The organism is Methanococcoides burtonii DSM 6242 (assembly GCF_000013725.1).
Lineage (GTDB): Archaea > Halobacteriota > Methanosarcinia > Methanosarcinales > Methanosarcinaceae > Methanococcoides > Methanococcoides burtonii.
Map to the genome: position 1 here is coordinate 265,940 of NC_007955.1, position 23,116 is coordinate 289,055.

Genomic DNA, 23,116 nt, shown 5'->3' on the forward strand with positions numbered 1-23,116 from the left:
TACCTGTTTCAACAAAGATCATACGGATCTTACAATAGCTTCAGCGATCTTTGCGACTTTTACACCGGACTCCAGCATACCACCAAAGGTCGGACCCATTCCGGAGAAACCTTTAAGGTCTACCAGACCAATGCGTTCACGATAGTGAAGTTGCAAGCTATTATTTAGCCATTGCGCTTGATAGCAGAACGACCAATAAAACAAAAGCTAACCTTAGAACAATAATAGCTCAGAAAAAAGATAGTTATAATTTAAGTCGGACCAACAGGACAGGCATCGTCCCCAGTCCTTAAATGTCTGCATATATCACAGATCTTTGCAGAAACGTTATCGATCTTGCCTTCCTGGATCTCAACCGCAAGACGAGATATTGCATCTTTTATCTCATTATCGAATTCGATCCGGTAACCTCGTTTTTTTGTCATGTACTGAGAAACAGCGGAAGGCGCCATACCAAAGAGCCTTGCAACTTCCTTTTGGGCAATGCCATTGTTCACAAGCTCAACCGCAAGTGCTGCACGTATCGCAGGAAGGACATCCCATACTACTGCCTGACAAGGAGTTTCCAGTTTCATGATAATACCTTCGGACACTTCACAATGACTTATACTTTGTCGTATATTATATATATATATTCACTATTGTGAAATTTTGTGGAGTTAGAAATTTAAATTAAAAACGATCAGCAACTTAAGCGTGTAAATCTAGCATCAAACAAAGATAAGATACTGTGGACGTACCAATGATATCCAAGCTTAACAACACAAAGATCATATCATTATCAAAGTTCTGAACTTTTTGACAATATCTATACCCCTGCACTATTTTTATGATATATAATTAATATTAAAAAATAGCATCAGTTGTGTAAAACTGATGCGAATACTCAATGGTCAAAAGAAGGCCATAAACTATTGTTCTTGTGACTTTAGCATCTCCAAATATCGAGGCTTTCTACAGAGATTAATTTTTAATCAGTATCAATTATACAAATTATTCCTGTTGGTGCATTTTCTGAAGAACTTCCATAACTTCCTGTGTTGTTTTCTCACGGCTGTAAGCAGCAGAGCGCAATTGGTCACCAAGCTTTTTACCTGCCTGCTCAGCTGTAAACATCACTTTTTCGTCTTTTGTAACGTCAGGGATCGTATCCACATTGATTGGAGAGTTCGGTCCATATACCGCATAGTGTCCTCCTACCTTGCAGTCTTCACCGTATCCGCAATAACAGCAACCAAAAGCACATATTCCTTCAATACTATCAATAACTTTAATGGTAATATAAGCAAAATTCATTAAGAACCCAAAGTAGGCGGCGAAGGATTTGCACCCCCAAGACTTACAGTAACTGCAAGTATTCCTCAGAGAATATCAGCTTCAAGGTGCCTGAATTGATACCATCTTTCAAGGAAAGAATGCATCAATGCTTTTAATGGATTGTAATAGTTGACACCACTCAAAACATATGCATCAGCTTCAACAATTTCATCACGCAGAGTTTTCATATCATCATTTACTTTACATACCTTTATTTTACATACATTATCCTCAACACATGCCATACATCCGATACAGCCATTTATCTTTTTACCGTGCAGTGAAAAAGCTCATATTCACACCCTGTATTCTCTAGAATTTTCTGTACAACTTTAATAGAACCTGAACGTGATTTTGTCCTTGGACTTCCTGATATTCCAAGTATTTTCATATTTAAAACTCCTCCATTAGTTTCTATTTATTTTTGTGAATTATCGGCTCTGTAGAAAACCTAATTAAATCACAATCTATAGCCAAAATTTTGCAAAATTGTCACCATTCAAGACAACATAATGGACTTTTATGGAGTTGCATAATTGCTTGAATTTAGAGGATTTCTATGGAGCCGTTATAATTATGCTTTTAACATATTATTCGTAAAGGAAAATATCTTCAATCGAACATTCGAAGAATCGTGCCATCTTGAAAGCCAATTTTATACTTGGATCGTATTTACCACGTTCTATAGCGTTGATGGTTTGTCTAGTCACCTCTATTTTCTTGGCCAGTTGTTCCTGAGTGATATCTTTCTTTGCTCTCCAGACTTTTAGATTGTTCTTCATTCAACATACATCCGGGATTACATTTGTCTTTTGTACCAATGGAAAAATCCCGCATAGGAGATTATTGTTATAGCAAACAGTAGAGATACAATTGGGTAAGCTTTGATGTTTGATGCTGTAACTCCAAGAAATGCTATCAACGTACCTTCAAGTATAATGAGTATTAACAGGGTTTTATGGCTGGCTTTTTCAGCGATATGAAATATTCGTTCATCTTCCACTATGGTTCCTTTATTTCTAAATCGGATGTCGCGGAAAGTAATTATTATCAATACGACTCCTGCACCTATGAATGCACCACTTGCTCCAGTTGGATCTATAGTCCAGCTTGGTTCAAAAATACGAAATCCTATTCCTATCAGGGTTAATATGAATCCTATAACTAACAGACCTACATCTTTGGTTTGCACTTAAATCACCATGTAAAGTATACATTACATAATGTATGTATATCTTTTCATAAAGTACATCATATACTACATATTGTCGTGTTCTCTTGCAAGACTTAGTTCAATAGCTGGTAGTACATTTGAATTATTAAATTTGATTGTCGCCTGAATATCGATGATTTCTATAGAGCCGATTATCACAAATGATAATTTGTAAGGTCCGAATTATATACTAAATTACAAACCAGTGCATTTTTCTAGCACTGCCATATCTAAATGTACCTCACATAATTTAATAAGGACTTTGTGAGGACAGAGAGCTTTTCATTGAGGCTTAAACCTATGGAACAAAGAAAGTTGCTGAAGAGTTCAATGCTATGATGAATTGTAAGGTTGAATACAGGAAGAAGAATAGTTCTTAGGGATCTGTATTGTTGGTGAAAGCAAGAGAGTTAAGTCATTAGCTCGTAGGGAAAAGGAAAACTGTTGAGTTTAGCAAGCCAGTTTATGTGGGTAAAAGGGATGATACTGATCTGCTGAGGAAGAAGATCATTGATTTGTATTACATTGAATGGAAGAAGATGGGATTTTCTAAAGGCACTTTGCATTATATGAAGCAGAACGCTAAGGTGTGACAAGCCTTTTGTTCTCAATGCTCATGTGAGGGAGAGGTTGGAGATGTGGGAAAAAAATCAGGGCAAAAAAGTACTGGAATCAAGCAAAAGAAGTAAAATTCAAACTATTAGTGCACAACCTTGACAAATATGTCAAGGCCGTCCTAATAATTCAAACGCGGAGTTCTACAAAGCCTATAAAATTAAAAACTAATTTTTAAATTAGTTGAATTAATTCGGCCTGCCCAATAGGTGGAATGCTCTTGGTCAGTGCCGGACCAAAGAAAACCCTAACGTTCATTCCTTCCTTTAGATTCTCTGAATCAAAAAGACCTCCATTTGGGTCCATTATAACAGTTTCTTCCGATATCACATATTTAATTCCTTTTGTATATCCTGAACTGCTTATTTCTTCACTTTCAAGCAGGAACATTGGATAAGAATCTCCATCTTCGAGAGAAGATATAGTTCCATTGAAGCTGCTAAGAGTTTCGGATTCTTCGTTGCTGTCTGAGGATATTCCCCCTTTAACAAATAGCATTCTGTCGCCATTTTCTCCTATACCAAGAACAAGCTGATCATTGTCCATTGAGACAGTTGTCACATTGTTTAATAGGGAAAGATACTGAGTATCCAACGAGTCGGAACCACAGTATGCAAGCGTAATTGGTCCTGATGATAATGTAAGATTACTTCCTTCCAGTGTGTAACCTCCACTTCCAACGTTGCAGTCTGCTTTAATTGAGTATGTTTCATCCGAATTTAAGACAATTGTGTAGTTTTCGGGATCAGGAACTACGGATTGACTGCCAGATTCAGTTTCAATAAGTCCCGACCATTGCCATTCAATATTAGCTACAGTATTTATGGAAATTATTTCGTCGCTGTTCACATCTTCCGAATCATCAGCAATTTCAGTACAGCCGGATACTAAAAGAGTGGCTGTGGCTAAAACGCATATGAAAAGTAAAGTAAGTATTTTCTTTGTATTTTGCATAGGTTTTTGCTCCTTGCATTCCAATAGGAATTGTTGTTATTTAATCCCATCTTAAGCTTCGAAATGATTTGTAGTCTTTATTTATTTTTTAAAAACTATCTCATAGCCTGTTTTAATATCAAAGTTTGATGAACAGGCTCTTGATGTGAAGAAGGTTCAGGAGTTTGTTGATGTTGAAGATATAAAGATGAAACTTCTTGAGATGTCACAGAAGGAAGCTGAAAGATGTGGAGTTGGTAGGAGTACTTTTCATGGGATTAAGAAACGTATAAGGGATAATGAGGATTTAAATTTGAATACTCCTGCGGTAAGAAGGTTGATAGAAAAATTAAAACAATGACAAAATAATAAAAGTGAAAATGATAATATATCACTTTCCATCGATGTAACCGTTTTTCCATAATGCGATAATAACATCCATTTGACCATTATGTATTTTAGGTTCATCAATAACTTTAATCCAAAGGGCTTTGGGATTGTTTTCTAAATTGGGTTTTTCTTTCAAAATTTTAACTGCTTTTAATGCATATTCTTTATTTTTTCGAGAGTTTGTATAGTTTCCCTTTGTTATTCCTTTTATCATTCCTTCTTCACAAAGTGCAAGAAATGTGTTTCTTGGGCATCCTTTTTTCTGGCTGCAAGTTCCCTCTCCAAAAATATCAGAGGTAATCAAATCCCAAATATCCCTAGGACTTTTTCCTTCATTTGATATTATTACATCAGCCGATTTTATCGCTGCTTCCCCATATTTAGTCATACATAATTCTCCTAAAGCGTGTAAATTCCATGTTTGTAAAAACACATCCATATTCTAATATGAATCACATATTAAGTTGTTACCATAGATTAAAGTATTTTACGATGAATATTCACGTAGGAAAAGATTGGAAGAATGGGGGATTCGTATTAGCAATACTAATGAAGAAATAGTTCGACAGTTTTTTGAAAAAAATGATTTTCTTGTTAAAACAAATTTAAAATATCCTGTAATTCGTGGTGATAGTGATATTGATTTGATGGTTCTAAACTTAAACCCTGATTCTATGAACCCACCAAGCAATTTTGTATTAAGTGTCAAGGACTTAAAAGGGATTGAAAAAGCTGCTATTGAAGTTAAAGGTTGGCACACTGAAAGGTTTACTCCTTCATTGATTAAAAACTTCCCTCGGATTCTTAACTTTGTATCAGAAAATGCTCAGGATACAGCAAAATTATTTTTCAAAACAACTCAATTTAAAAATATTATTGTATTATCAAAGCTACCTGCTACTGAAAAATCTCGCAATCAGACCATTCAGTTTCTAAAAGAGAATGGAGTTGACCATGTAATTGAATTCAAAGCTATAATTGAATTTATAGTTAAAGAAGTTGAAATGAACAAAGATTATGAATACTCTGAATTTCTTCAAACGGTAAGATTATTGAAAGTTTATGGAAATCTCTCTACTTAAACTATCACTAATTTCTCTGGAATTGCTATTTCTCTTTTCTGTTGTTGATTTTAATTTTAAGAGTTCCGTTTTTTGCTGTTACCTATATCTCCGACTTGCTTTGCGAGGGAAAAGATTCGAACTTCCCATACTCCCCATACATTAAACGAGCTTGGAAAGTACACAATTATGTCACCTGACAATTGTTAATTTTTTTTGGTTACAAATAGATGCTTCTACCCACTATTATGATATTTATAGTATAACAAAAAATGTTTCGATCGAATGAGGTAAACAATATATTTTAGAAATCATTATATTATAAAGTTCGGGTTTTATAATGACTTTAAACTATAGACTTAAATAAAATATAATATTATATATAATCAAACAATAAATATATCTACATATATGATTATTTTAAGCGTTGGTCTTATCAAGATCACGATCAACAATTTAAAGAAGGTGTCCCATGCTCCGGAAAGCTGTATCTCCACGATCAATATCTCTACTAGTGGTCTCTGCACTATTGATATCCCTTTGTTTGCTCCCATTTAACGCATCTGCATACTCGCTCGATGATGTTGAATGGGAATCATCGACCTCTTCTACATTATACTGGGGAGATACAATGGTTAATGGAGGCGATAGTGATGGGTACACAATAAAAGCGGAAGATTTTACCAAAGATGGTTATGTTCATATTTCATTAACAAAAAATAATGAGATAAAAGATTTCAGTTTCATACGAGTAGGACAGAGCTTTGAATACAGGGATGAAGCTGATGGACAGGACATAAAGATCTCTGCAAAAACAGTAACATTGAATGTTGATGAATGGACCGGTAATATGGAAGATCCTAACGCCGAAATCGAGATATACAGAAGAGGGGAGCCGGAATTAGAGATCACGATCGGTACAGACAAAGATGAATACGATCCCAAGACCATGAGCTCACCCCAAAGGATCTCTGCAACATTCACTGTTAAGAACACAGGAACATCGGAAGGCAAGAACATTAAACTCAGTATCGAACCCAATTTACTGGAACTCACTGATGGAAAATTAGAATATGAAATTTATAGCCTTGAAAAAGGCGAAGTTGCCGAACCCATAACGGTCAAATTCAAAGTACCCCACCTATGGGAAGAAACTGAAATAGAAATAAACGCCATCGTTGAGGCCAAAGATATAAACAACGACTTTTATGAGACGGACGAATCAAAGACAGTTACAGTTGAGCCGAAAGTAGAACTCATACTCACTAAATCCATAACAAAAGAGATATACATGGATGAAACTGCACACGTCCTTGTATCTATCCGCAATTCGGGTATTTACAGCATAAATTCAGTTACGGTAAAGGATTCCATTATTGAAGGTGTTGAATTAAAGGATAGCATAACCCTTGAAAAAAACCTCAATTTTGAACCTGGTGAAACAAAAGAAGTATTTTCATATTCATTGAAACCACTTAAAGAAGGCACATTCACTGCTCCTGAAGCAACAGCCTCGTTTGTAGCTTCCAATGGCAAAGAATATACATATGAATCGGAAATGCCAGACTTGATCGTCAACGGACCGGATATTGTAATAACACAGATATTTGACAAAACCACCCTCCAGCCGGGGCAGGAAGTCAAAGTTACGGTCACAGCAAGAAATGAAGGTAACAGAGATGCCAGTACAAGGGTCACTTCGGATCAATTCCCGGAAAGCGCAACATTCATCAGCGGAGATAAAAACCTCGATGCGGTTCTTGGTGCAGATCAATCCAGTAGTTACACATATACCTTAAAAATGAACGAGCTTGGCATATTCAAACTTTCTCCTGCAACTGCAACATTTATTGACATGGAGGGTTTCAAAGGTGAAAAAATATCGAACATGCCCAGCATAACAGTAGACGTGCCACCTGGACCCGAAGAGACCAGTAACCCAGATACCCAAAGTGATTCGAATACACCTTCAGAAAATACCAATATCAATACCGATGTGCATGATCAAAATGATGAAGAAAAAGTTCAGCCCGGATTTGGATCAATTCTTGTCATTGCCACCATTGCAGGAGTGTACCTGCTAAGAAGAAGACATTAAAAGGTAATCTAATGAGAACATACGTCTGTATCCTGCTATTAATCTTCATTTTAGCCTTGACAAATACACCTACGGCTGCAGAAGACAATGGTAACTGGGAAGAACAAATTAACTACACGCTCCACTGGGGTGAAAGTGTGGATGTGAATGGATCATTGATAAAAGCACATGACTTTTCAAGGGCAAGACCATTCGATATTGAAACAGATTATGTTATGCTCACCATCCTTTCCGAAAGTTCAGAAGAATGGAATGTTATGCTCTCGACAAATAGTAGCGATATACCTGTAAGCAAGATCGTTGGTGGAAGACTCAACATCACTGCTCTGGAAGTCGTTACCGGCAACGACATACCAACCCCATATACAAAGATAGGAGTTTCAATATTCAATTTCACGACACAAAACTCTGAAAGCTGGATCAACACAACATTACAGGTCTCAAAGACAAAGCTAAAGAATGTAAATATTGATGAACGTGCATTTATCACAATCCAATTACACAACCTTAGAGGTAGTAGCCTAGACGATATCTCGATCAATGAAACCCTTCCAGAGAACCTTATCTTCGACCCGGAAATCGAAGAGATCAATATTTCAGACCTTAACCCTTACTCAAAAAAAGTGATCCAGTATTCTGTAAAAGCATTGTACCCGGGAAATTATACCATACCCCCCACCGAAATACGACTTGTCAATAATGGGATCACCTATTTCCAATACAGCAATTCGACCAACTTTATAGTCCATGGCCCTTACATCAATGCTACAAAGACAGTCAAGGGAAATGATACAGATCCGGAAATACTCGATATTGCAGTGAATGTCAAGAACGAAGGAGATAGAGCAGCACACATAAGAATTCAGGATGAGATGCTTGTCGAGTCAAAATTAATTGATGGTAAGACCTCAGCAGATCTTGTACTTTTGCCGAATAACACCACAAATTTGTCATACATTGTCCATATGAACAAAATTCAGGGCAATATGATCGTACCTTCAGCAATTATTGAATATACTGATGCAAAAGGTTATTCCGGCACAGTAAGGACAAATAGATATTATCTTAATAGTATCTACGAAGATGGAGGAACCATAGTCTTTGACGAGTATGAAGAAGATAAGGAACAGCAAATAACCAATTTCACCAGACCTGCTAAACAGGTGGAGGTAGAGGAGGATGGACTTAAATATAAAACAATCCGATCGGTAAAAGACATTGTGGATAACACAATGAGAATAATCAATCAGGCTCTTTCCTGGTAATCGCAGAATTTACTGAACGAAACCTATTTAGCCCTTTCAGGAGTTTGGACAGCGGGAGCATGACATGAAATATGAGCAGAATCTAGATAAAGTCAAATTTGAGATAATCATCTCAGGAAGATCGAATGTTGGTAAATCTTCCATAATAAGAGAGCTCACCGGCAAACAAGTAAAGGTGGGAAAACGCCCCGGAGTTACACTAAAACCGACACAGATCCTTCTTTCCGATATGTTGATAACAGACCTGCCCGGTTTTGGGTTCATGAGCGGTGTAAAGGACAGAAAGCAGGACATTGTAAAAGACCAGATCGTCCGCTACATAGAGAACAATGCAGATAGAATAAAGATCGCAGTAATTGTTACTGATTCAGTTTCATTTGTCGATGTCGTTGAACGTTGGGAAAGCCGGAATGAGATCCCAATAGATATCGAGATCTTCGACTTTTTCAATGAGCTTGGATTCGACACTATCATAGCCGTCAACAAGATGGACCGTATAAAAGATATACACCATGATGAAAGGCTTGATGCTATCGTTGAAAAATTTGGGTTATCGTCCCCATGGAAACAGTGGAACTATATCATTGCACCCACCAGTGCTAAAAAAGGAGACATCAAAAGCCTTAAAGGACTTCTTAGAAAACGCCTCCACGAAGAAAAAAGAGATGATCTTTTCAAGTATATCTGAAATTGAACCAGATATTACCTTACGTGAAAAGCAGCACCAATCTCGTGTGCTATTTTTTCACATTTCAGAATATCAACATCATTAAAACCTACGACAGTCATACGGGACTCAATTCCAGCATTTACTGCTTCTTTTGTAAACTCGAGCATTGCCTCATATGCATTTTCAAGATCAGGCTGGCACAGCTCATCATATCTTTCCTTAGATTCAGCATTAAGGCTTACTGATACTTCATCAAGGCCAGCATCCTTAAGTTCAGAGATAACATCCCTTTCAGGATGTAGTAATTGAGCATGTCCATTGGTATCGATCCGCACCTTCATTCCATGCTCTTTGAGCCATCTTGTCACCTCGAGTACAATATCCAACCTTATAGTCGGTTCACCAAAGCCAGTGAAAACTACCTCCCGATAGATTTCAAGGTCAAGAGATCCGAGTTTATCCAGTATCTCATCGAGAGAAGGTTCTTTAGTAAGTCGAAGATTCGACCCATAAATGCCATCAGATATATCACGAATGCAAAAAACACAGTTTGCACTGCATCTATTGGTAATGTTAAGATAGAGATTATCATGTCCCTCATAACAAAGAGTTCCGACACCTGCAATATCCCCATTTAATTTATCTCCGATCATTCGTAATTGTCTCCTTTATCTTTTTGCCATGTCCCCGAAGTGATAGATGGACACCCTTCATGGGATACATATTCTGACAGGAAATACATCCATGCAATTGAACTGTCTTGTAAAACGACTTCCTCCCTGCTGAACCATTCCCCTTCAAATGCATCAATGTCGGACAATGTACTGTCATCAACATTGAATAATTCACCATCAATGGTCGATACAGGAACATCTTTAACGACTGCAGGGAAATCACCCATATCAAGTATCTGAAACTTCTTTTCGGTACAAGTTTCCAAAACAAATGTTGACCTTTCCAGAAGATGGTGGTTCACATAGCCTCTTTTCAAAGTGCCATAGACAAAAAGGAGATTCATTTTATCCCAAAGTTCATCTTGATGAGACCTTTACGAACAACATCCGGCAACTGTCCACATTGCATAGCTTTCATATGCTCAGGGTCGATCATCTTGATCGCAGCCGACATCATGGAATCGGAGCGCATAAGATTATCCATGAGCTTTCGCACATAGACCGCTGTTTTTATCTCGAGTCCCATCTCACGCCTCCAGCGCTCCTCATAATCCTGCAAAGCACACTTGCCCTCGAGGAATTCAGCTGCAGTCTGACCTGCGATCTTACCCCCAACCATTGCAGTAGATATCCCCCCTCCATTGGTCGCTATTATGTGACCTGCTGCATCCCCGGCCACAAGAGTGTCCTTTGTAGCAGTTACTTTGGGAGCACCACCTACCGGGACAAGACCGGATACGACTGAAATAATAGAAGCTCCATCAAGCTTTCGACTTGCTATCGGGTGCTCATACATGAACCTTTCAAGATAATCCCTTGCAGACAATCCGTTCCTGAACAGCACTTCCCTTATACCAACGCCTATATTTGCAGTATCCCCACCCTGAGAGATTATCCATGCATACCCACCGGGCACATAATCTTTACCAAAGTACATCTCAACAGCTTCACGGTCGATATCCACACAACTTACCTCATACTCAAAAGCAGTACCAGTTCCCATAGGATCATGATCCCTCACCAATCCCTTTGCCCTACCAACCGTGGAATTCGGACCATCCGCCCCAATGAGAACTTTACCACTAATAGAATGTGTCCCAAAAACACCATCTACATCAACAGAAGTACCGTTGACCTCAAGAACATTGGTCCCTATCATTACATCCGCACCACAACGCCCTGCTTCCTTTGCAAGATATTTGTCGAACCTCCGTCTGTCGATGGCATCAGCATCCACCTCAAACTCCTTGGAATATCCATTCGGAGCGATAAAACGTTGTACACTGCTTGTAGTGTGAATGCAGTCTGCAGGAATGTCCTCAAGCAAATAAGGAAGTTGTGCATTTGGTACAAGCTCCTGTAAAGTGTCCAGATGAGGAAGGAAGCCACCACATTGAAGTGGCAATCCTATATCCTTTTTCTTTTCAATGAGAAGTACAGAAGCACCTGCTTTTGCAGCATAGGCTGCAGCAGTTGAACCGGCAGGTCCGGCACCAACAATGATAATGTCATATGATTCATCAGGCGTCATGAGAATGTGTCCTATAATAGCGATATATTATAAATGTGTTTCAATGAGAAACAACTATTAGAATAGATGAGAACAAGACCACCAAATCAAGATGATATCAGAAGAAGATTCAAATCGAATGCAAGAAGATCAAAAGACTGTCAGTAAATGGTATGAAGAAAGATCACTCCTTCTTTCACACCAGATATGAACACTGAGAAATTACTCAGCGACTTCGCCGAATGCGAACTTGCGCATTACTTTTGTTACCTTGATGGTAACTTCGTCACCGACGGAGGTGTTAGGTACAAAGACTACAAAACCGCTTACTCTTGCGATTCCATCTCCTTCCCTTGCAATATCTTCAATTGTCACTTCGTAAGTCTCGCCAGCTTCTACTGGTGCAGTGGATTCCATGTTATTAAACAAACTTTTCACGTCCTTTTATTGATGCTAAAAAGAACTAACTAAACCGGAACATAATGGAAGAAAGCAGCACATACATGAGTAAATACTATTTAATGCCTTACGTTTGAAGTAGAAAGTTATACTTTGAAGCAGTTATAATAATGGAACATATTTAATATAAGCATTTTGGTCAAATAAAAAAAGAAAGGAGTGTTAATAACCCCCACCAACCTGCAGTATTTCAAAGTCCATATTGTCAGGAACTGAAGCTTTGAACACAAACACATTGCACCTCAGATTTCTCGCCTCTGTTATTGCATGTTTTTGAGAATCAGAAATGTCACCATCTACAGATTTTATACAGAACATCTTATTGTTATTATTGTTCACAAGGAAATCAAGGTCATCGGAATAGGCTTTGAGGAAATCCACAAGCTCTTTGAACTCCTGCCATTTACTGCACATATGAATGCTTTTTGAAGACGAGTTCTCCACATACCAGTCTTTACTCATATAGGGATATGCATTGTACTGATCAACAAGCTCGTCATAAATTTTGTATAGCTTATCAGCATCGCGTTTCAGGTTGACCCATTTCCATCCCTGTTGAGCAAAATAGCTTGCAGCCATTATCTCAACGATCAGTTCCTTATCATCATTTTGCAATTTCATCCTAACACCTAAAGATCAAAGATCATCGTCCTGTGAATAGCTCCTACCAAGACGTAAGGCTATTTCAGCCTTTTTAATTTCACACCCAAGATAACCGGCATGGTCGAGTTTTGATATGAGACCCATTTTAATTATGGTATCAATAACTTCTTTTGCAGTTCTCCCTGTGACAGTCACATCTTCATGCTCTGCAACGATAATACCGCCACCACATTCATCTGAAACAATCCCTATACGGAACGGTCCAAGTGGATCAAGTTCCCATCCTGCAAATCGTTTTGCAGAAAGAGACCCCTCAGGAATAGTAACATCCGGACGCCGCCTTTTCTCCTTAAGCACCAAAAGGTCAAGTCCAAGGTCCTTCGGAGAACTTTCCCTCATTAAAGCAAGTGCCATCATCTTGGCGCCAGTATTAAGTTCAGCAATAGAACCTCTCGTCTTCTCACTGAACTCCGGAGTGAACAAAATGCAGGAACCTACCTCTGCAGCCAGCCCGCAAAGAGTGGCATTCACTCCAATAGAATCGGCATCAATGAGTTCGGTCACATTACCAGCACCGAAGAAGATCGGCATCCCGGGATATTCGTTATGAAAACGTACATACCTGACAATTGAATCAACAAACCCATGTCCAATGGGATCAAGCACGGGGTCTGCAATCAAATTCGCAATGCCAGCATCCCTTGCAGCCTGAATATTATGCACAAGGCTCTCAAAGCTGTTCCCGGCATCAGGAATGACTACCGCAGTAACTCCTGCTTCTGCGACATCATTCCCGACAATATCAATATTACTGGAATTAAGGCTCAATACCAGATCGACGCCTTCATCCAATGCAGCTTTTAATAGGTCGGGGTCCAGCGTATCAATGCTAACAGGAACCGTTGAAACCTTACGAGCTACACGAACTGTATTTCTGACATCTTTGGCAGATGCCGTCAGAGAAGCTCCAAGGTCAATTATATCTGCACCCTTTTTAATAAATTCAGTAACTTTTAGGGATAAAGCGTCCCCCTCGAATCCAGTCGCATCAACGATCTCTGCCATGACCTTCATTCGAGAACCGCCACCAAGCTTTACATCACCAAGCATTGCAAGCATGTCAGCACTGCTTTCCAGTTCTACAAGTGATTCAAGTGCAAGCTCCTTCCAGATATCAGAAAGAAGTTCACATGCAGGAATCTCGAGTGAAAGATCCACCTCATCAACGAACTTGAGTACATTCCCAATATCATAAGCATGTTTAGGACCAAGAAAAACCTTGCACCCAAGTCTTTTTGACACCAGAGTAAAATCACCGGATGCGAAACCCGGGACTAATATAACATCATATTTCCCCTTTTCCTCCTTAAGAGCAGAAAGCAATCTGTGAGGAGTTATAAATGCAGCAACATCGACATCGAGTACGAGAACATCAGCATTATCACCAACAGAAGACCTCACAGTCATTTCTGCAAGCTTACCTGTAGCGATTAGAACTTTCATGGACTTAGATTCCCTGCATTCTAAAAAAGAATATCTATAGATACCGATTGAAAATTAAAAAAGTATATGTTGACCGAAAATATCCGTTCCGATCAACGTATGACATTACTGGATTATATCTATAATAGAGCCGCCAAAGGATGCCTGTGAACCCATAGGTTCAACAATTGTGCGGCGACCTCGCTCTGCACGAGTAAAGGATGGTTTTGAGTGTGAGCTTGTGTTCTTAGCAACATTTTCGACCATACCACTCTGGAACTGTGGACCAAGGACCTGTGAGGACTGAACACCTGTCATGATAGCCATGACACGCACCTTTCCTTCAAAGTCATCCCTTATACGTGCTCCCCAGATAACGTTTGCATCTGGTGAAAGTTCATATGTAAGGGATGCTGCGATCTCTTCTGCTTCCTTCAGGCTGAGGTCAGGACCACCTGTGATGTGCACAAGACTTCCTGTAGCGCCTCTGTAATCAACATCGAGGAGTGGGTGGTTAAGTGCTGTGCGAACAACATCAGTGCTCTTGTCCTGATTCTTGCTGTCACCAACGAGCATGACCGCAACGCCGCCACAGCCCATGATAGCCCTGATATCAGCGTAATCAAGATTGATAAGGGATGGCTGAGTGATAGTTTCAGTAATACCCTTAACGGTCTCAGCGATAAGCTGATCCATTACAGAGAATGCCTGCTCTATAGGAAGGTTTGGAACATAGTCCAGAAGCCTGTTATTATCAAGAACGATCACTGTGTCAGCTGCACTGCGGAATGTATCGAGACCTTCTTCAGCCTTGACGGTACGCGCACGCTCTACTCTGAAAGGACTGGATACCATACCAACAACGATAGCTCCCTGTTCCTTTGCGATCTCTGCAACAACTGGTGCAACACCAGTACCGGTTCCTCCGCCCATTCCAGCAGTAATGAAAACAAGATCGCTCTCTTTGAATATCTCTTCAAGAGTGCCACGTGCAAGTTCTGCAGCCTTGGCACCAACCTCAGGATAGCCACCTGCCCCAAGACCCCTTGTGAGAGTCTTACCGACGAGGATCTTCTTGTCAGCACGAATATGGTCCAGATGTTGCTTGTCAGTATTGATAGCAATGGTCTCTGCACCTTCAATGCCGATATTATATAAGCGATTAATAGTGTTATTTCCAGCACCACCGCATCCAACGATGGTAATCCTGGGCATACCGAAGCCTTCGAATTTGTCGTCTTCTGTAACTGACTGCCTGTACTCTTTCTCTTTCTCTGTGTGTTTTAGTGCTTCCTGTACTATAGACTGCATGTTCATCCCCTCTCTTGGATTTGCATTCTAATGCAAATTATGCGCATTACTAAGTATTGACCAAATTAGCTTAATACGAATTGACTGTTCTACTCTCTTTTGCCAGGTTTCCCCGACACCACCCGTGTTGTAAGCAGATGGTTATTAGATCAGACTAAAATTGAACGGAACAACTTAAACACTATCGGATAAACCGACATTATTCGATCAATTATCGCCTTCTCTTGATATAAGACATCATCTGACATAAAGATAGATCAAACTGAACTATGTCAGTTAAACCTGCCCTCATAAGACTGTCTTCAGACATAGTATTTATAAATTGTAATATATAAGCTTATCGACAATTGTCGCAAAGCACTTGGAGATTACTGCAATCGATTTTTAAAATTCGTCCATATTCAAGTTCTGGTATTGTCGAATATATGATATTCCAATATATTAATATTCATTACTAAATACACACCAAATAACTTTATTAAGCATTAAGAGAGATAATACAAATTAACTATATATTATATTTTAAAGGACATGATAAAATGCCAAGATATTCAATAGAAGAATTCGTAAACGAAACTGGACAAAAGGATAAAGGAGAAGGTTTATTCGAACTTGAACGCGACAGGATGCTCGAACTGAACCTTAATGGCCGTGTCTGGACCAAAAGGGGCTCAATGGTAGCATACCTTGGTAACGTCAAATTCACAAGAGAGGGTATACTGGAACACGGTGTCGGCAAACTTTTGAAAAAAGCAGTGACTGGAGAAGGTATAAGCCTCACAAAAGCAGAAGGACAGGGTAAAGTATACCTTGCAGATGCCGGAAAGAAGATATCCATAATAAACCTTGACAATGAAGCAATATTCGTTAACGGAAACGATCTTCTGGCATTCGAAGAAACTATAGGATGGGACATCAAGATGATGAAAAAAGTAACCGGCATAATGGCAGGCGGACTTTTTAATGTAAAGCTTGAAGGCACCGGAATGGTAGCCATAACCACACATTACGACCCAGTCACACTCAAAGTTACAAAGGATACACCAGTATTTACCGATCCAAACGCCACAGTTGCATGGTCCGGCAATCTTTCCCCCGACCTTAAAACAGATGTGTCATTAAAATCATTTGTCGGACGCTCAAGTGGCGAAAGTATACAGATGTCTTTCAAAGGTGAAGGATTTGTTGTGATCCAACCTTATGAAGAGATACCATTCCAGCAGCCAGTAGCATAAAAAGACTATTTTAATAATGGCAGACCAAACGGTACTGCCAAATATTTTTCAAAGCATGTTATCACATTCAGCCTTTTGTAATACATTCATATTGCATATCAGCACGCGTTATCTGAGGAATGGTGCCCCACATACCCATGTGCTCTCCCTGAATAACGACTGCACCATCGATATTAATAATCGAACTTATAGTATCGAACGCATTTTCCACGCCCTCATGTCCTATGCCTGTTGCATTGGACAGTTCGGTAGCTGCTGAATCTGCCAGGGATACATCATCTGAAAAAACTACGGCAGCATCTGCACACCCGAAATTGATAGAGGGACCAACTGTACCAGAAGACGTACATATACCACGAATGTGATCAGAAGGCTCGAGTGTGAACCCAATGTTCCTTATAGAGGACTGACCGGCATATATCCCTATAACTATAGGCCTGTCGTTGAGAAACGCAATGTCCCCCCCATTATCGACAATTGCAGAAGTCGCACCGGCATCGACCATTGATCCAACTGCAAGTGCCGCTATCGTACCCGCAACTGCGGACATGGGACCGATGCCCACGGAATTGCCGGCAGCAACGAGCCTTTTGACAACTTCAGGAGCATCACTTGAACATTCATAGGGTTCAAGAGTTACTTTAAAATAAGGATCAGAGCGGATGTATTCCTCAAGTTTCAGCCGGTGTACGGCTATGGACTCTTTCGCTAGCTCTATATAGGACTGATCATCCGCAACTATCGTCACGATAGTTTCCTTTAACTGAAAATGTTCTTTCATATTCAACTGTCACTGCCCAAGAACCAGAGCATTATGTGGGCACATGGTCAGACAGGTACCACACTGGATGCACTTGTCAGTATCGACCTCCAGACTCCAGTCGTCAGCAAAGGAAAATACCCCTACAGGACAAACAGATATGCATGCACCGCATTCCACACATTCTTCCTCGTCTCTGCTGATGGGAGTATCAAGAACTACGACTTCGGCACCTTTCTTCACAAGAGAATCCCGGATCTTCCCGAACTGTTCAGAAGGAATATCAGCTACGACCTCACCATGAGTGGTGTCATAGTGTGCCTGCGAAATGTTCAGAAGAGCACCGGTTTCGATAATAGCCTCCGCCAATATCGGTTTTGCAACAATGGCAGATTCAATGCTTATCTTTATCTTCATCTTTATTGCCTCCTTGCGAGCAGTTTACTGATATCATCGCTTGTGATTATACCAACCACTTGTTTCTTTGCATCGATGACAGGAAGTGCAGAAACATTGTTGCTGTCAAGTTTGAAAGCTGCAATGTCTATTGCTTCATCCGGGCTTGTTGTCACCACATCTTTTGTCATGATATCTTTAACAAGATCATATTCCGCTTTTGCAACGGCTTTGGAAATATCCCATGCGGTCACGATACCCACAAGAGAATTATCCTTATCGACCACAGGAAGATGGCTGAACTGTTTATCCATGATGGTTTTTGCAGCGTCGTTAAAGCTTGCTTCTGCCTGAATGATACTAACGTCCGAAGTCATGATATCCCCCACCAGAGGACTAACACGAGATAATTTCATCGAGTTGCATGCAGTATCCCTTGGAAGACGTTCCACAGGCATGCTGACAAAAAACTCACCGCTTTTTATCCAATCTTTAAGTTCATTGGCGATCTGGCGGGACTTCTTGAAACTTGAGAGAGATGAGGTCGTTACTTCCTTACCATTGACATCGATCGAACCGGAACGCAATTCGCCATAAGTGACAGACCTGATAGCAGGACGATTGCTGCTGGGAATACCATAATCAAGAAGATTTGTAACGATATCGTCATCCGTTACAGCAGTGGCTTTTGCAATATCCTCATTGAGCACCGGTATTGGAATACCCATTCCAACATAAAGGGAAGTTCCATATCCTTCAAAACTGGCAGCACGAATGTATTCCGAGCTCATCTCCTTTAAATCACCTTTAAGCATGAGTGTTCCAAAACCTGATTCTGGAGAGTGTTGAGTACCTTCGCCTACGATGTAGCCCTGAGCACCACCAAGGAAGATACGTGTGCCTGTGCCTATGGTCTCATAGTTCGGATCATTGTGCATTGGAGAAAGCACTCCGGCACCAGAGAAGGTTACATTGCCATGATTCGGCAGTAGAGTACCCATATAGGTATTCAGAGTATGATTAGTACTATTAGTAGCAGCGTTGTATTTCTGGTATGCGTTACGAGGATTCAGCATAATAGCCTGATTCAGATCATAAATGTTGATGGTGGTATCGATAACCGTTCGTGGATAACAGTCCGTTCCAGGAGAAGTTCCATGTACATCGATGGACCTGCCACGGATTAGATCTTCTATGACATGAGCACCACCGTATTCCAGACCTTTGGAACGGGATGCCTGCGTGGCCCCTAGGTATGCATCGACTGCAGCAACACCTGAATAAGCCTCAACATCGTTAAGCCAGAGCTTGTTTATTCTGATAGGAGGTTCCGAGTGACCAAAATTTAACCATACGCCGGAAGAACACATGGCTCCGAAAGTACCGGTAGTTACGACATCAACTTCCTTTGCCGCACCTTCTGCACCTAACTCACCCACGATATCTACCATTTCTTCAGCAGTCACTACATTGACACTACCGTCACGAATCCTGCCATTGATCTCATGTATTGTTTTTTTGACCATATCTACTACCTCTGCCTGCTAACGAGTAATAATCAACGGTGCATATATTACTTCCGGTTATTTCAGACATTAATTAAAGGTCAAAATGATAGCCTACAAGATAATAAAAAAGATGAAAGACAAAAACAAATTGAGTAGAAAAGAAGAATAAAAACAACAGAATGATCAAAACATAATTCAAATTGAAATAAATAAAAAGAATGAATGAATGAATGAATGAATGAGACGAGAAAGATACTCATTTTGGTAACAGTATATGGACTGTCGTACCAAACCCTTCCAGACTCTTCAACCAGATCTTTCCATTATGCACATCAATGATCCTTTTTGATACATGCAAACCTATACCAGTCCCACCATACATCCGAGTAAGTGAACCATCGACCTGGTAGAAGCTGTCAAATACCTTATCCACTTTGTTTTTTGGAATTCCGATGCCATTGTCCTTGATCCGAAGATGGATATGATCAGCTTCATCTTGTACCGAGACGATAACTTCCCCTTCCAACATAAATTTCACAGCATTGTCCAAAATATTGTTCAATGCGGTTGTCAGCCTTTCTTCATCCCCATAGATGACCGGAATATTTTCAGGAATTTCATCCCTGAAGACAATGTTGTTGCTGCCAGCTTGAACACGGGCCTTTTCAAGGGAATTAAGAATTAATCTCTTGATGGGGAGGGGGACAAAATCATACTTATACTTACCCTCTTTTTCCATACACATATAAAGCAGTGAATCGATAAGGTCTTTCAATCGCTCCGCATTACGCACAACTGCATCATTAGCTTTTTTCTGTTCAACATTAAGCGGACCAAATTTACCATCACCCAGAAGCTCACTGAAGCCTTTGATAGAGATCATGGGCGTTTTTAGCTCATGGCTCAGGTTTGCAAAGAATTCATTTTTAAGGTTGTCAAGCGACCTTAGTTCATCATAGGCTTTTTGAGTCTTTTCGAACAATTGTGCATTCTCAATAGCGATACCAATATGCTTTCCAACATGTTCAAGGACCTGCAAGTTCTTCTCAGATAGAGGATATCCGGGAGGAAGTACAAGCAGGACAAAGCCTACGACCTTGTCCCTCGAATGAAGATAAAAAGTTAGATTTGTTTTTGTTACAAAACGAGAACCTTGACGTATGAGCTCATCCGAAACAATAGTATTTTTAGGCAGGTTAGTCACGTTCTTGAACATATCCTCATTCTGAGAATAGTGGATAGTAGACGCAAGCACATCATCCGTACCAATGTTCGCCCTGAGGTTTGCTTTATATTGATCATGATCGATTATGTAGACACCGCCAGCATCGATCTTGAAAAGGTCCCCAAGTTCCATTAGAATTTCAGCAAGCAGATCATCAATATCAAGGGATTCTGATGCAAGTGTCACAGCAGAATAAAGTACAGAAATATCACGTTCATGATCTGCAATCGATTGTTCAGCACGCTTTCGGCCAGTTATGTCAAAAAGGATACCATAGAAGTGATCGACAGTTGAATCAGTTGTTCGATGTATCACTGTCGTTTCATAGACCCATTTTATATCATTGGATTCTGTTACGATCCTGTACTCACAATTGAACTCATCTATCCCGGCATTGACAGACTCCGAAATTATGTCCTTGACACCATCACGATCATCCGGATGTATGATGCTGTCATAAAGTAATGTGCCAGTAACAAAATCTTCTTTTGAGTAACCGAACCTTTCAATGTTATCGGTCACGAACTCGACCGGACGGTCATCTTTTGCACACCAGAAAAATACAACAGCAGGACTCTTGCTAATAACAGATTCTAACCGAATTTTTGTTTCGGCTGACAATTTTATTTCTTCAAGGGATTGACGAAGCGCAGATTCAAGATCACTACTTATACCCTTAAGCATTTTATGTTCATCATTCATATGACCCATCCCAATGGTCAGATACTATACTATATATAATGAATATCCCTTCACATATATAAATGTGTATATGTTTTTCATTATATAATATACTTTTAATGCGATGCGAAATAATTATTGCAAAGTACTCATAAATAATTTAGATGAAAACTGTTGATTGGTTTTATGCGTTGATATTATATTATATTATATTATATTATATTATAAGAACCAACATATAAATATTGTGTTTACATTTAGATTCCCTGGTCATGAGATGCAAAATCAGAAGATAAAACAACCATTGTTTAATAGACCCAATTTGTCCCAAAAACTTATTAAAGACAAACGAGTATACCGAGAAGAAATTCCTTATAAATATTAATTAAATTAATAAAATCCAATTGAGTTGATCATCTTGGCAATAGAAAAAGGAGATATCATTAAAGTATCATACACCGGAAAGTTCGGTGGAGACCAGATCTTTGATACGACCGACGAAGAGCTTGCAAAGGCAAACGAGATCTATAATCCACGCGGCATGTACGGTGGAGATGTAGTTATCGTAGGCGCAGGACACACCATTGCAGGTCTTGATGAAGACTTTGCGGGTAAAGAGGTCGGCCACTCAGGCACAGTTATTATTGCACCTGAGAAAGGTTTTGGCGAACATGACCCAAAGCTTGTGGAGAACATATCCCTGACAAAGTTCAAGGACCAGAAAGCATTCCCTGGCATGAATGTTGAGCTTGATGATAAAAGAGGAACTGTTGTAAAAGTCATCGGTCGCAGAGTACGTGTCGATTTCAACCACCCGCTCGCAGGAAAAGATATCAACTACGAATACTCCATTGACGAGAAGATCGAGGAACCTATAGAGAAAGTAAAAGGCCTCCTTGCACTATATACAGGTGTTCCTGACCTCGAGGTTGCTATCGAGGACAACAAAGTATCCATTGAGGTACCTGCAATGCTTTCATTCAACCAGCGCTGGTTAATGGCAAAGGGAAGAGTAGCAAGCGAACTTATAGAGCACCTTGGCCTCGAAAAAGTAAGCTACATCGAATCATACCCAGTTCAGATGCCTACACCGGTTGTTGAAGAAGCAAACGAAGAAGAAGTAACAGAAAGTGAAGAGTAATCCTCTTCACACCCTTTCTTTAAACATGTTCAATACTTTTTAAAGCAAAAGCTTTATACCTGAAAACGCTGTTTAGAAACCATTCATTTGCTGAGGTAGCCAAGTGGACTACGGCGCCGGTCTTGAAAACCGGTAGTGCTAACGCGCTGCAAGAGTTCGAATCTCTTCCTCAGCGTAAAATCAGCAGTATAGTGCTTGCTTACTTTCACCCCGCTTGGATTCTGTATATATGATGCAGAATTAATTCATGTGTGGAGGTGACAAGCATGGAACTGTACAAGTATGAAAAAAATATCAATTGCTGAAAAGTAAATTGATGATGCTAATTATTCTACCAAGAATAAAGAACCCATTTTTGAATTTGAAAATACTATTTTTGCTGCCAGTATTCAAAAGTGTAGCATCTGATTTTTTGTCTACACTGAAGTATATCACAGCACTTCTGCCTGATTCATTCACTCCCGATAAACATACGTATATATCATCTTTTTTTGATACTGGTTCCCAATCGCGAACACTTGCATTTCGTGAAAAATTCACATGAAAAAAAGAAAGAAGGACAGATAAAC

General features: G+C 39.7%; 26 protein-coding genes, 1 tRNA gene and 1 pseudogene. 9 read left to right on the forward strand and 19 right to left on the reverse strand.

Annotation, left to right across the window (positions count from 1 at the left end):
* Positions 1–18: 18 nt before the first annotated feature.
* The 6 genes from MBUR_RS13700 to MBUR_RS01480 all read right to left on the reverse strand — a co-directional run bounded on the left by MBUR_RS13700 (position 19) and on the right by MBUR_RS01480 (position 2,509).
* The gene (locus tag MBUR_RS13700) at positions 19–156 is read right to left on the reverse strand and encodes a hypothetical protein (RefSeq protein WP_157196612.1); all 138 of its coding nucleotides are present in this window, start codon (positions 154–156) and stop codon (positions 19–21) included.
* Positions 157–251: 95 nt separating this feature from the next.
* Positions 252–575, reverse strand: coding sequence for a transcriptional regulator (locus MBUR_RS01465; RefSeq protein WP_011498456.1), 324 nt, complete (start codon positions 573–575; stop codon positions 252–254).
* A 418-nt stretch (positions 576–993) separates the two neighbouring features.
* Positions 994–1,296: a hypothetical protein gene (locus tag MBUR_RS12770; protein WP_052286171.1), complete on the reverse strand. Its 303-nt coding sequence runs from the start codon at positions 1,294–1,296 to the stop codon at positions 994–996.
* A 65-nt stretch (positions 1,297–1,361) separates the two neighbouring features.
* Positions 1,362–1,562: a flavodoxin family protein gene (locus MBUR_RS12775; protein WP_052286172.1), complete on the reverse strand. Its 201-nt coding sequence runs from the start codon at positions 1,560–1,562 to the stop codon at positions 1,362–1,364.
* 345 nt (positions 1,563–1,907) lie between these two features.
* Positions 1,908–2,099, reverse strand: a complete 192-nt coding sequence (locus tag MBUR_RS01475; RefSeq protein ID WP_011498457.1) for a helix-turn-helix transcriptional regulator — start codon at positions 2,097–2,099, stop codon at positions 1,908–1,910.
* A gap of 17 nt (positions 2,100–2,116) precedes the next feature.
* On the reverse strand, positions 2,117–2,509 hold the full coding sequence (locus MBUR_RS01480; RefSeq protein ID WP_011498458.1) for a DUF2178 domain-containing protein: 393 nt from the start codon (positions 2,507–2,509) through the stop codon (positions 2,117–2,119).
* A gap of 661 nt (positions 2,510–3,170) precedes the next feature.
* On the opposite strand from MBUR_RS01480, the pseudogene MBUR_RS14680 reads away from it, so the two are divergent.
* Positions 3,171–3,323, forward strand: a pseudogene (locus MBUR_RS14680) (IS5/IS1182 family transposase); the annotation flags it as partial.
* Here the strand turns inward: MBUR_RS14680 and MBUR_RS12780 are convergent.
* Positions 3,320–4,099, reverse strand: coding sequence for an META domain-containing protein (locus MBUR_RS12780; protein WP_011498459.1), 780 nt, complete (start codon positions 4,097–4,099; stop codon positions 3,320–3,322). The pseudogene MBUR_RS14680 and the gene MBUR_RS12780 sit on opposite strands and share 4 nt — an antisense overlap.
* Positions 4,100–4,244: 145 nt before the next feature.
* Between MBUR_RS12780 and MBUR_RS01490 the strand changes: the two genes are divergently transcribed.
* Positions 4,245–4,439: a hypothetical protein gene (locus MBUR_RS01490; RefSeq protein WP_048063135.1), complete on the forward strand. Its 195-nt coding sequence runs from the start codon at positions 4,245–4,247 to the stop codon at positions 4,437–4,439.
* Positions 4,440–4,469: 30 nt separating this feature from the next.
* On the opposite strand, the gene MBUR_RS01495 is transcribed toward MBUR_RS01490, so the two are convergent.
* A complete protein-coding gene (locus MBUR_RS01495) occupies positions 4,470–4,856 on the reverse strand; it encodes a DUF6979 family protein (protein WP_048063136.1) in 387 nt (128 codons plus the stop codon).
* Between the two features lie 127 nt (positions 4,857–4,983).
* Between MBUR_RS01495 and MBUR_RS01500 the strand changes: the two genes are divergently transcribed.
* From MBUR_RS01500 to engB, 4 genes are all read left to right on the forward strand, one after another.
* Positions 4,984–5,550, forward strand: coding sequence for a hypothetical protein (locus tag MBUR_RS01500; protein ID WP_011498461.1), 567 nt, complete (start codon positions 4,984–4,986; stop codon positions 5,548–5,550).
* Between the two features lie 451 nt (positions 5,551–6,001).
* Entirely contained in the window at positions 6,002–7,627 is a 1,626-nt protein-coding gene (locus tag MBUR_RS01505; RefSeq protein ID WP_011498462.1) for a DUF11 domain-containing protein, read from the forward strand.
* Positions 7,628–7,683: 56 nt separating this feature from the next.
* Entirely contained in the window at positions 7,684–8,892 is a 1,209-nt protein-coding gene (locus MBUR_RS01510) for a hypothetical protein (RefSeq protein WP_157196613.1), read from the forward strand.
* Positions 8,893–8,956: 64 nt separating this feature from the next.
* Positions 8,957–9,580: a GTP-binding protein EngB gene (engB, locus tag MBUR_RS01515; RefSeq protein ID WP_011498464.1), complete on the forward strand. Its 624-nt coding sequence runs from the start codon at positions 8,957–8,959 to the stop codon at positions 9,578–9,580.
* Positions 9,581–9,594: 14 nt separating this feature from the next.
* Here engB and MBUR_RS01520 read toward each other — a convergent pair whose 3' ends face one another.
* The 7 genes from MBUR_RS01520 to ftsZ all read right to left on the reverse strand — a co-directional run bounded on the left by MBUR_RS01520 (position 9,595) and on the right by ftsZ (position 15,601).
* Positions 9,595–10,215 carry a TatD family nuclease-associated radical SAM protein gene (locus MBUR_RS01520; RefSeq protein ID WP_011498465.1) on the reverse strand — a complete coding sequence of 207 codons (621 nt, stop codon included), beginning with the start codon at positions 10,213–10,215 and terminating at the stop codon, positions 9,595–9,597.
* Entirely contained in the window at positions 10,212–10,580 is a 369-nt protein-coding gene (locus MBUR_RS01525; RefSeq protein ID WP_011498466.1) for a gamma-glutamylcyclotransferase family protein, read from the reverse strand. The genes MBUR_RS01520 and MBUR_RS01525 overlap by 4 nt, the downstream gene beginning before the upstream one ends.
* Positions 10,577–11,767 carry a geranylgeranyl reductase family protein gene (locus MBUR_RS01530; RefSeq protein WP_011498467.1) on the reverse strand — a complete coding sequence of 397 codons (1,191 nt, stop codon included), beginning with the start codon at positions 11,765–11,767 and terminating at the stop codon, positions 10,577–10,579. Before MBUR_RS01530 ends, MBUR_RS01525 begins: the two co-directional genes overlap by 4 nt.
* 201 nt (positions 11,768–11,968) lie before the next feature.
* Positions 11,969–12,163 (reverse strand): TRAM domain-containing protein, encoded by a 195-nt coding sequence (locus MBUR_RS01535; protein WP_048063138.1) that lies wholly within the window; start codon positions 12,161–12,163, stop codon positions 11,969–11,971.
* Positions 12,164–12,367: 204 nt separating this feature from the next.
* A complete protein-coding gene (locus MBUR_RS01540) occupies positions 12,368–12,826 on the reverse strand; it encodes a hypothetical protein (RefSeq protein ID WP_011498469.1) in 459 nt (152 codons plus the stop codon).
* A 15-nt stretch (positions 12,827–12,841) separates the two neighbouring features.
* Entirely contained in the window at positions 12,842–14,311 is a 1,470-nt protein-coding gene (locus MBUR_RS01545; RefSeq protein WP_011498470.1) for a dihydropteroate synthase-like protein, read from the reverse strand.
* Between the two features lie 105 nt (positions 14,312–14,416).
* On the reverse strand, positions 14,417–15,601 hold the full coding sequence (ftsZ, locus tag MBUR_RS01550) for a cell division protein FtsZ (protein WP_011498471.1): 1,185 nt from the start codon (positions 15,599–15,601) through the stop codon (positions 14,417–14,419).
* 539 nt (positions 15,602–16,140) lie between these two features.
* Here ftsZ and MBUR_RS01555 point away from each other — a divergent pair.
* Positions 16,141–16,836, forward strand: a complete 696-nt coding sequence (locus tag MBUR_RS01555) for an AIM24 family protein (protein WP_011498472.1) — start codon at positions 16,141–16,143, stop codon at positions 16,834–16,836.
* A gap of 67 nt (positions 16,837–16,903) precedes the next feature.
* On the opposite strand, the gene MBUR_RS01560 is transcribed toward MBUR_RS01555, so the two are convergent.
* From MBUR_RS01560 to MBUR_RS01575, 4 genes are all read right to left on the reverse strand, one after another.
* Positions 16,904–17,617: a UPF0280 family protein gene (locus MBUR_RS01560; protein ID WP_011498473.1), complete on the reverse strand. Its 714-nt coding sequence runs from the start codon at positions 17,615–17,617 to the stop codon at positions 16,904–16,906.
* Between the two features lie 9 nt (positions 17,618–17,626).
* The gene (locus MBUR_RS01565; RefSeq protein WP_011498474.1) at positions 17,627–18,013 is read right to left on the reverse strand and encodes a 4Fe-4S binding protein; all 387 of its coding nucleotides are present in this window, start codon (positions 18,011–18,013) and stop codon (positions 17,627–17,629) included.
* Between the two features lie 2 nt (positions 18,014–18,015).
* Positions 18,016–19,518, reverse strand: a complete 1,503-nt coding sequence (locus tag MBUR_RS01570; protein WP_011498475.1) for a homocysteine biosynthesis protein — start codon at positions 19,516–19,518, stop codon at positions 18,016–18,018.
* 238 nt (positions 19,519–19,756) lie between these two features.
* Positions 19,757–21,427, reverse strand: coding sequence for a sensor histidine kinase (locus MBUR_RS01575; protein WP_011498476.1), 1,671 nt, complete (start codon positions 21,425–21,427; stop codon positions 19,757–19,759).
* A 397-nt stretch (positions 21,428–21,824) separates the two neighbouring features.
* On the opposite strand from MBUR_RS01575, the gene MBUR_RS01580 reads away from it, so the two are divergent.
* On the forward strand, positions 21,825–22,547 hold the full coding sequence (locus MBUR_RS01580) for a peptidylprolyl isomerase (RefSeq protein WP_048063139.1): 723 nt from the start codon (positions 21,825–21,827) through the stop codon (positions 22,545–22,547).
* A gap of 89 nt (positions 22,548–22,636) precedes the next feature.
* Positions 22,637–22,722 (forward strand) — tRNA-Ser (locus MBUR_RS01585).
* Positions 22,723–23,116 lie beyond the last annotated feature (394 nt).

Excerpts from the sequence above, each read along its gene's own strand:
- MBUR_RS01465 (WP_011498456.1), bottom strand. The coding sequence starts at position 575 with ATGAAACTGGAAACTCCTTGTCAGGCAGTAGTATGGGATGTCCTTCCT.
- MBUR_RS12770 (WP_052286171.1), bottom strand. The coding sequence starts at position 1,296 with ATGAATTTTGCTTATATTACCATTAAAGTTATTGATAGTATTGAAGGA.
- MBUR_RS12775 (WP_052286172.1), bottom strand. The coding sequence starts at position 1,562 with ATGGCATGTGTTGAGGATAATGTATGTAAAATAAAGGTATGTAAAGTA.
- MBUR_RS01475 (WP_011498457.1), bottom strand. The coding sequence starts at position 2,099 with ATGAAGAACAATCTAAAAGTCTGGAGAGCAAAGAAAGATATCACTCAG.
- MBUR_RS12780 (WP_011498459.1), bottom strand. The coding sequence starts at position 4,099 with ATGCAAAATACAAAGAAAATACTTACTTTACTTTTCATATGCGTTTTA.
- MBUR_RS01495 (WP_048063136.1), bottom strand. The coding sequence starts at position 4,856 with ATGACTAAATATGGGGAAGCAGCGATAAAATCGGCTGATGTAATAATA.
- MBUR_RS01505 (WP_011498462.1), top strand. The coding sequence starts at position 6,002 with ATGCTCCGGAAAGCTGTATCTCCACGATCAATATCTCTACTAGTGGTC.
- engB (WP_011498464.1), top strand. The coding sequence starts at position 8,957 with ATGAAATATGAGCAGAATCTAGATAAAGTCAAATTTGAGATAATCATC.
- MBUR_RS01520 (WP_011498465.1), bottom strand. The coding sequence starts at position 10,215 with ATGATCGGAGATAAATTAAATGGGGATATTGCAGGTGTCGGAACTCTT.
- MBUR_RS01525 (WP_011498466.1), bottom strand. The coding sequence starts at position 10,580 with ATGAATCTCCTTTTTGTCTATGGCACTTTGAAAAGAGGCTATGTGAAC.
- MBUR_RS01530 (WP_011498467.1), bottom strand. The coding sequence starts at position 11,767 with ATGACGCCTGATGAATCATATGACATTATCATTGTTGGTGCCGGACCT.
- MBUR_RS01535 (WP_048063138.1), bottom strand. The coding sequence starts at position 12,163 with ATGGAATCCACTGCACCAGTAGAAGCTGGCGAGACTTACGAAGTGACA.
- MBUR_RS01540 (WP_011498469.1), bottom strand. The coding sequence starts at position 12,826 with ATGAAATTGCAAAATGATGATAAGGAACTGATCGTTGAGATAATGGCT.
- MBUR_RS01545 (WP_011498470.1), bottom strand. The coding sequence starts at position 14,311 with ATGAAAGTTCTAATCGCTACAGGTAAGCTTGCAGAAATGACTGTGAGG.
- ftsZ (WP_011498471.1), bottom strand. The coding sequence starts at position 15,601 with ATGCAGTCTATAGTACAGGAAGCACTAAAACACACAGAGAAAGAGAAA.
- MBUR_RS01555 (WP_011498472.1), top strand. The coding sequence starts at position 16,141 with ATGCCAAGATATTCAATAGAAGAATTCGTAAACGAAACTGGACAAAAG.
- MBUR_RS01560 (WP_011498473.1), bottom strand. The coding sequence starts at position 17,617 with ATGAAAGAACATTTTCAGTTAAAGGAAACTATCGTGACGATAGTTGCG.
- MBUR_RS01565 (WP_011498474.1), bottom strand. The coding sequence starts at position 18,013 with ATGAAGATAAAGATAAGCATTGAATCTGCCATTGTTGCAAAACCGATA.
- MBUR_RS01570 (WP_011498475.1), bottom strand. The coding sequence starts at position 19,518 with ATGGTCAAAAAAACAATACATGAGATCAATGGCAGGATTCGTGACGGT.
- MBUR_RS01575 (WP_011498476.1), bottom strand. The coding sequence starts at position 21,427 with ATGAATGATGAACATAAAATGCTTAAGGGTATAAGTAGTGATCTTGAA.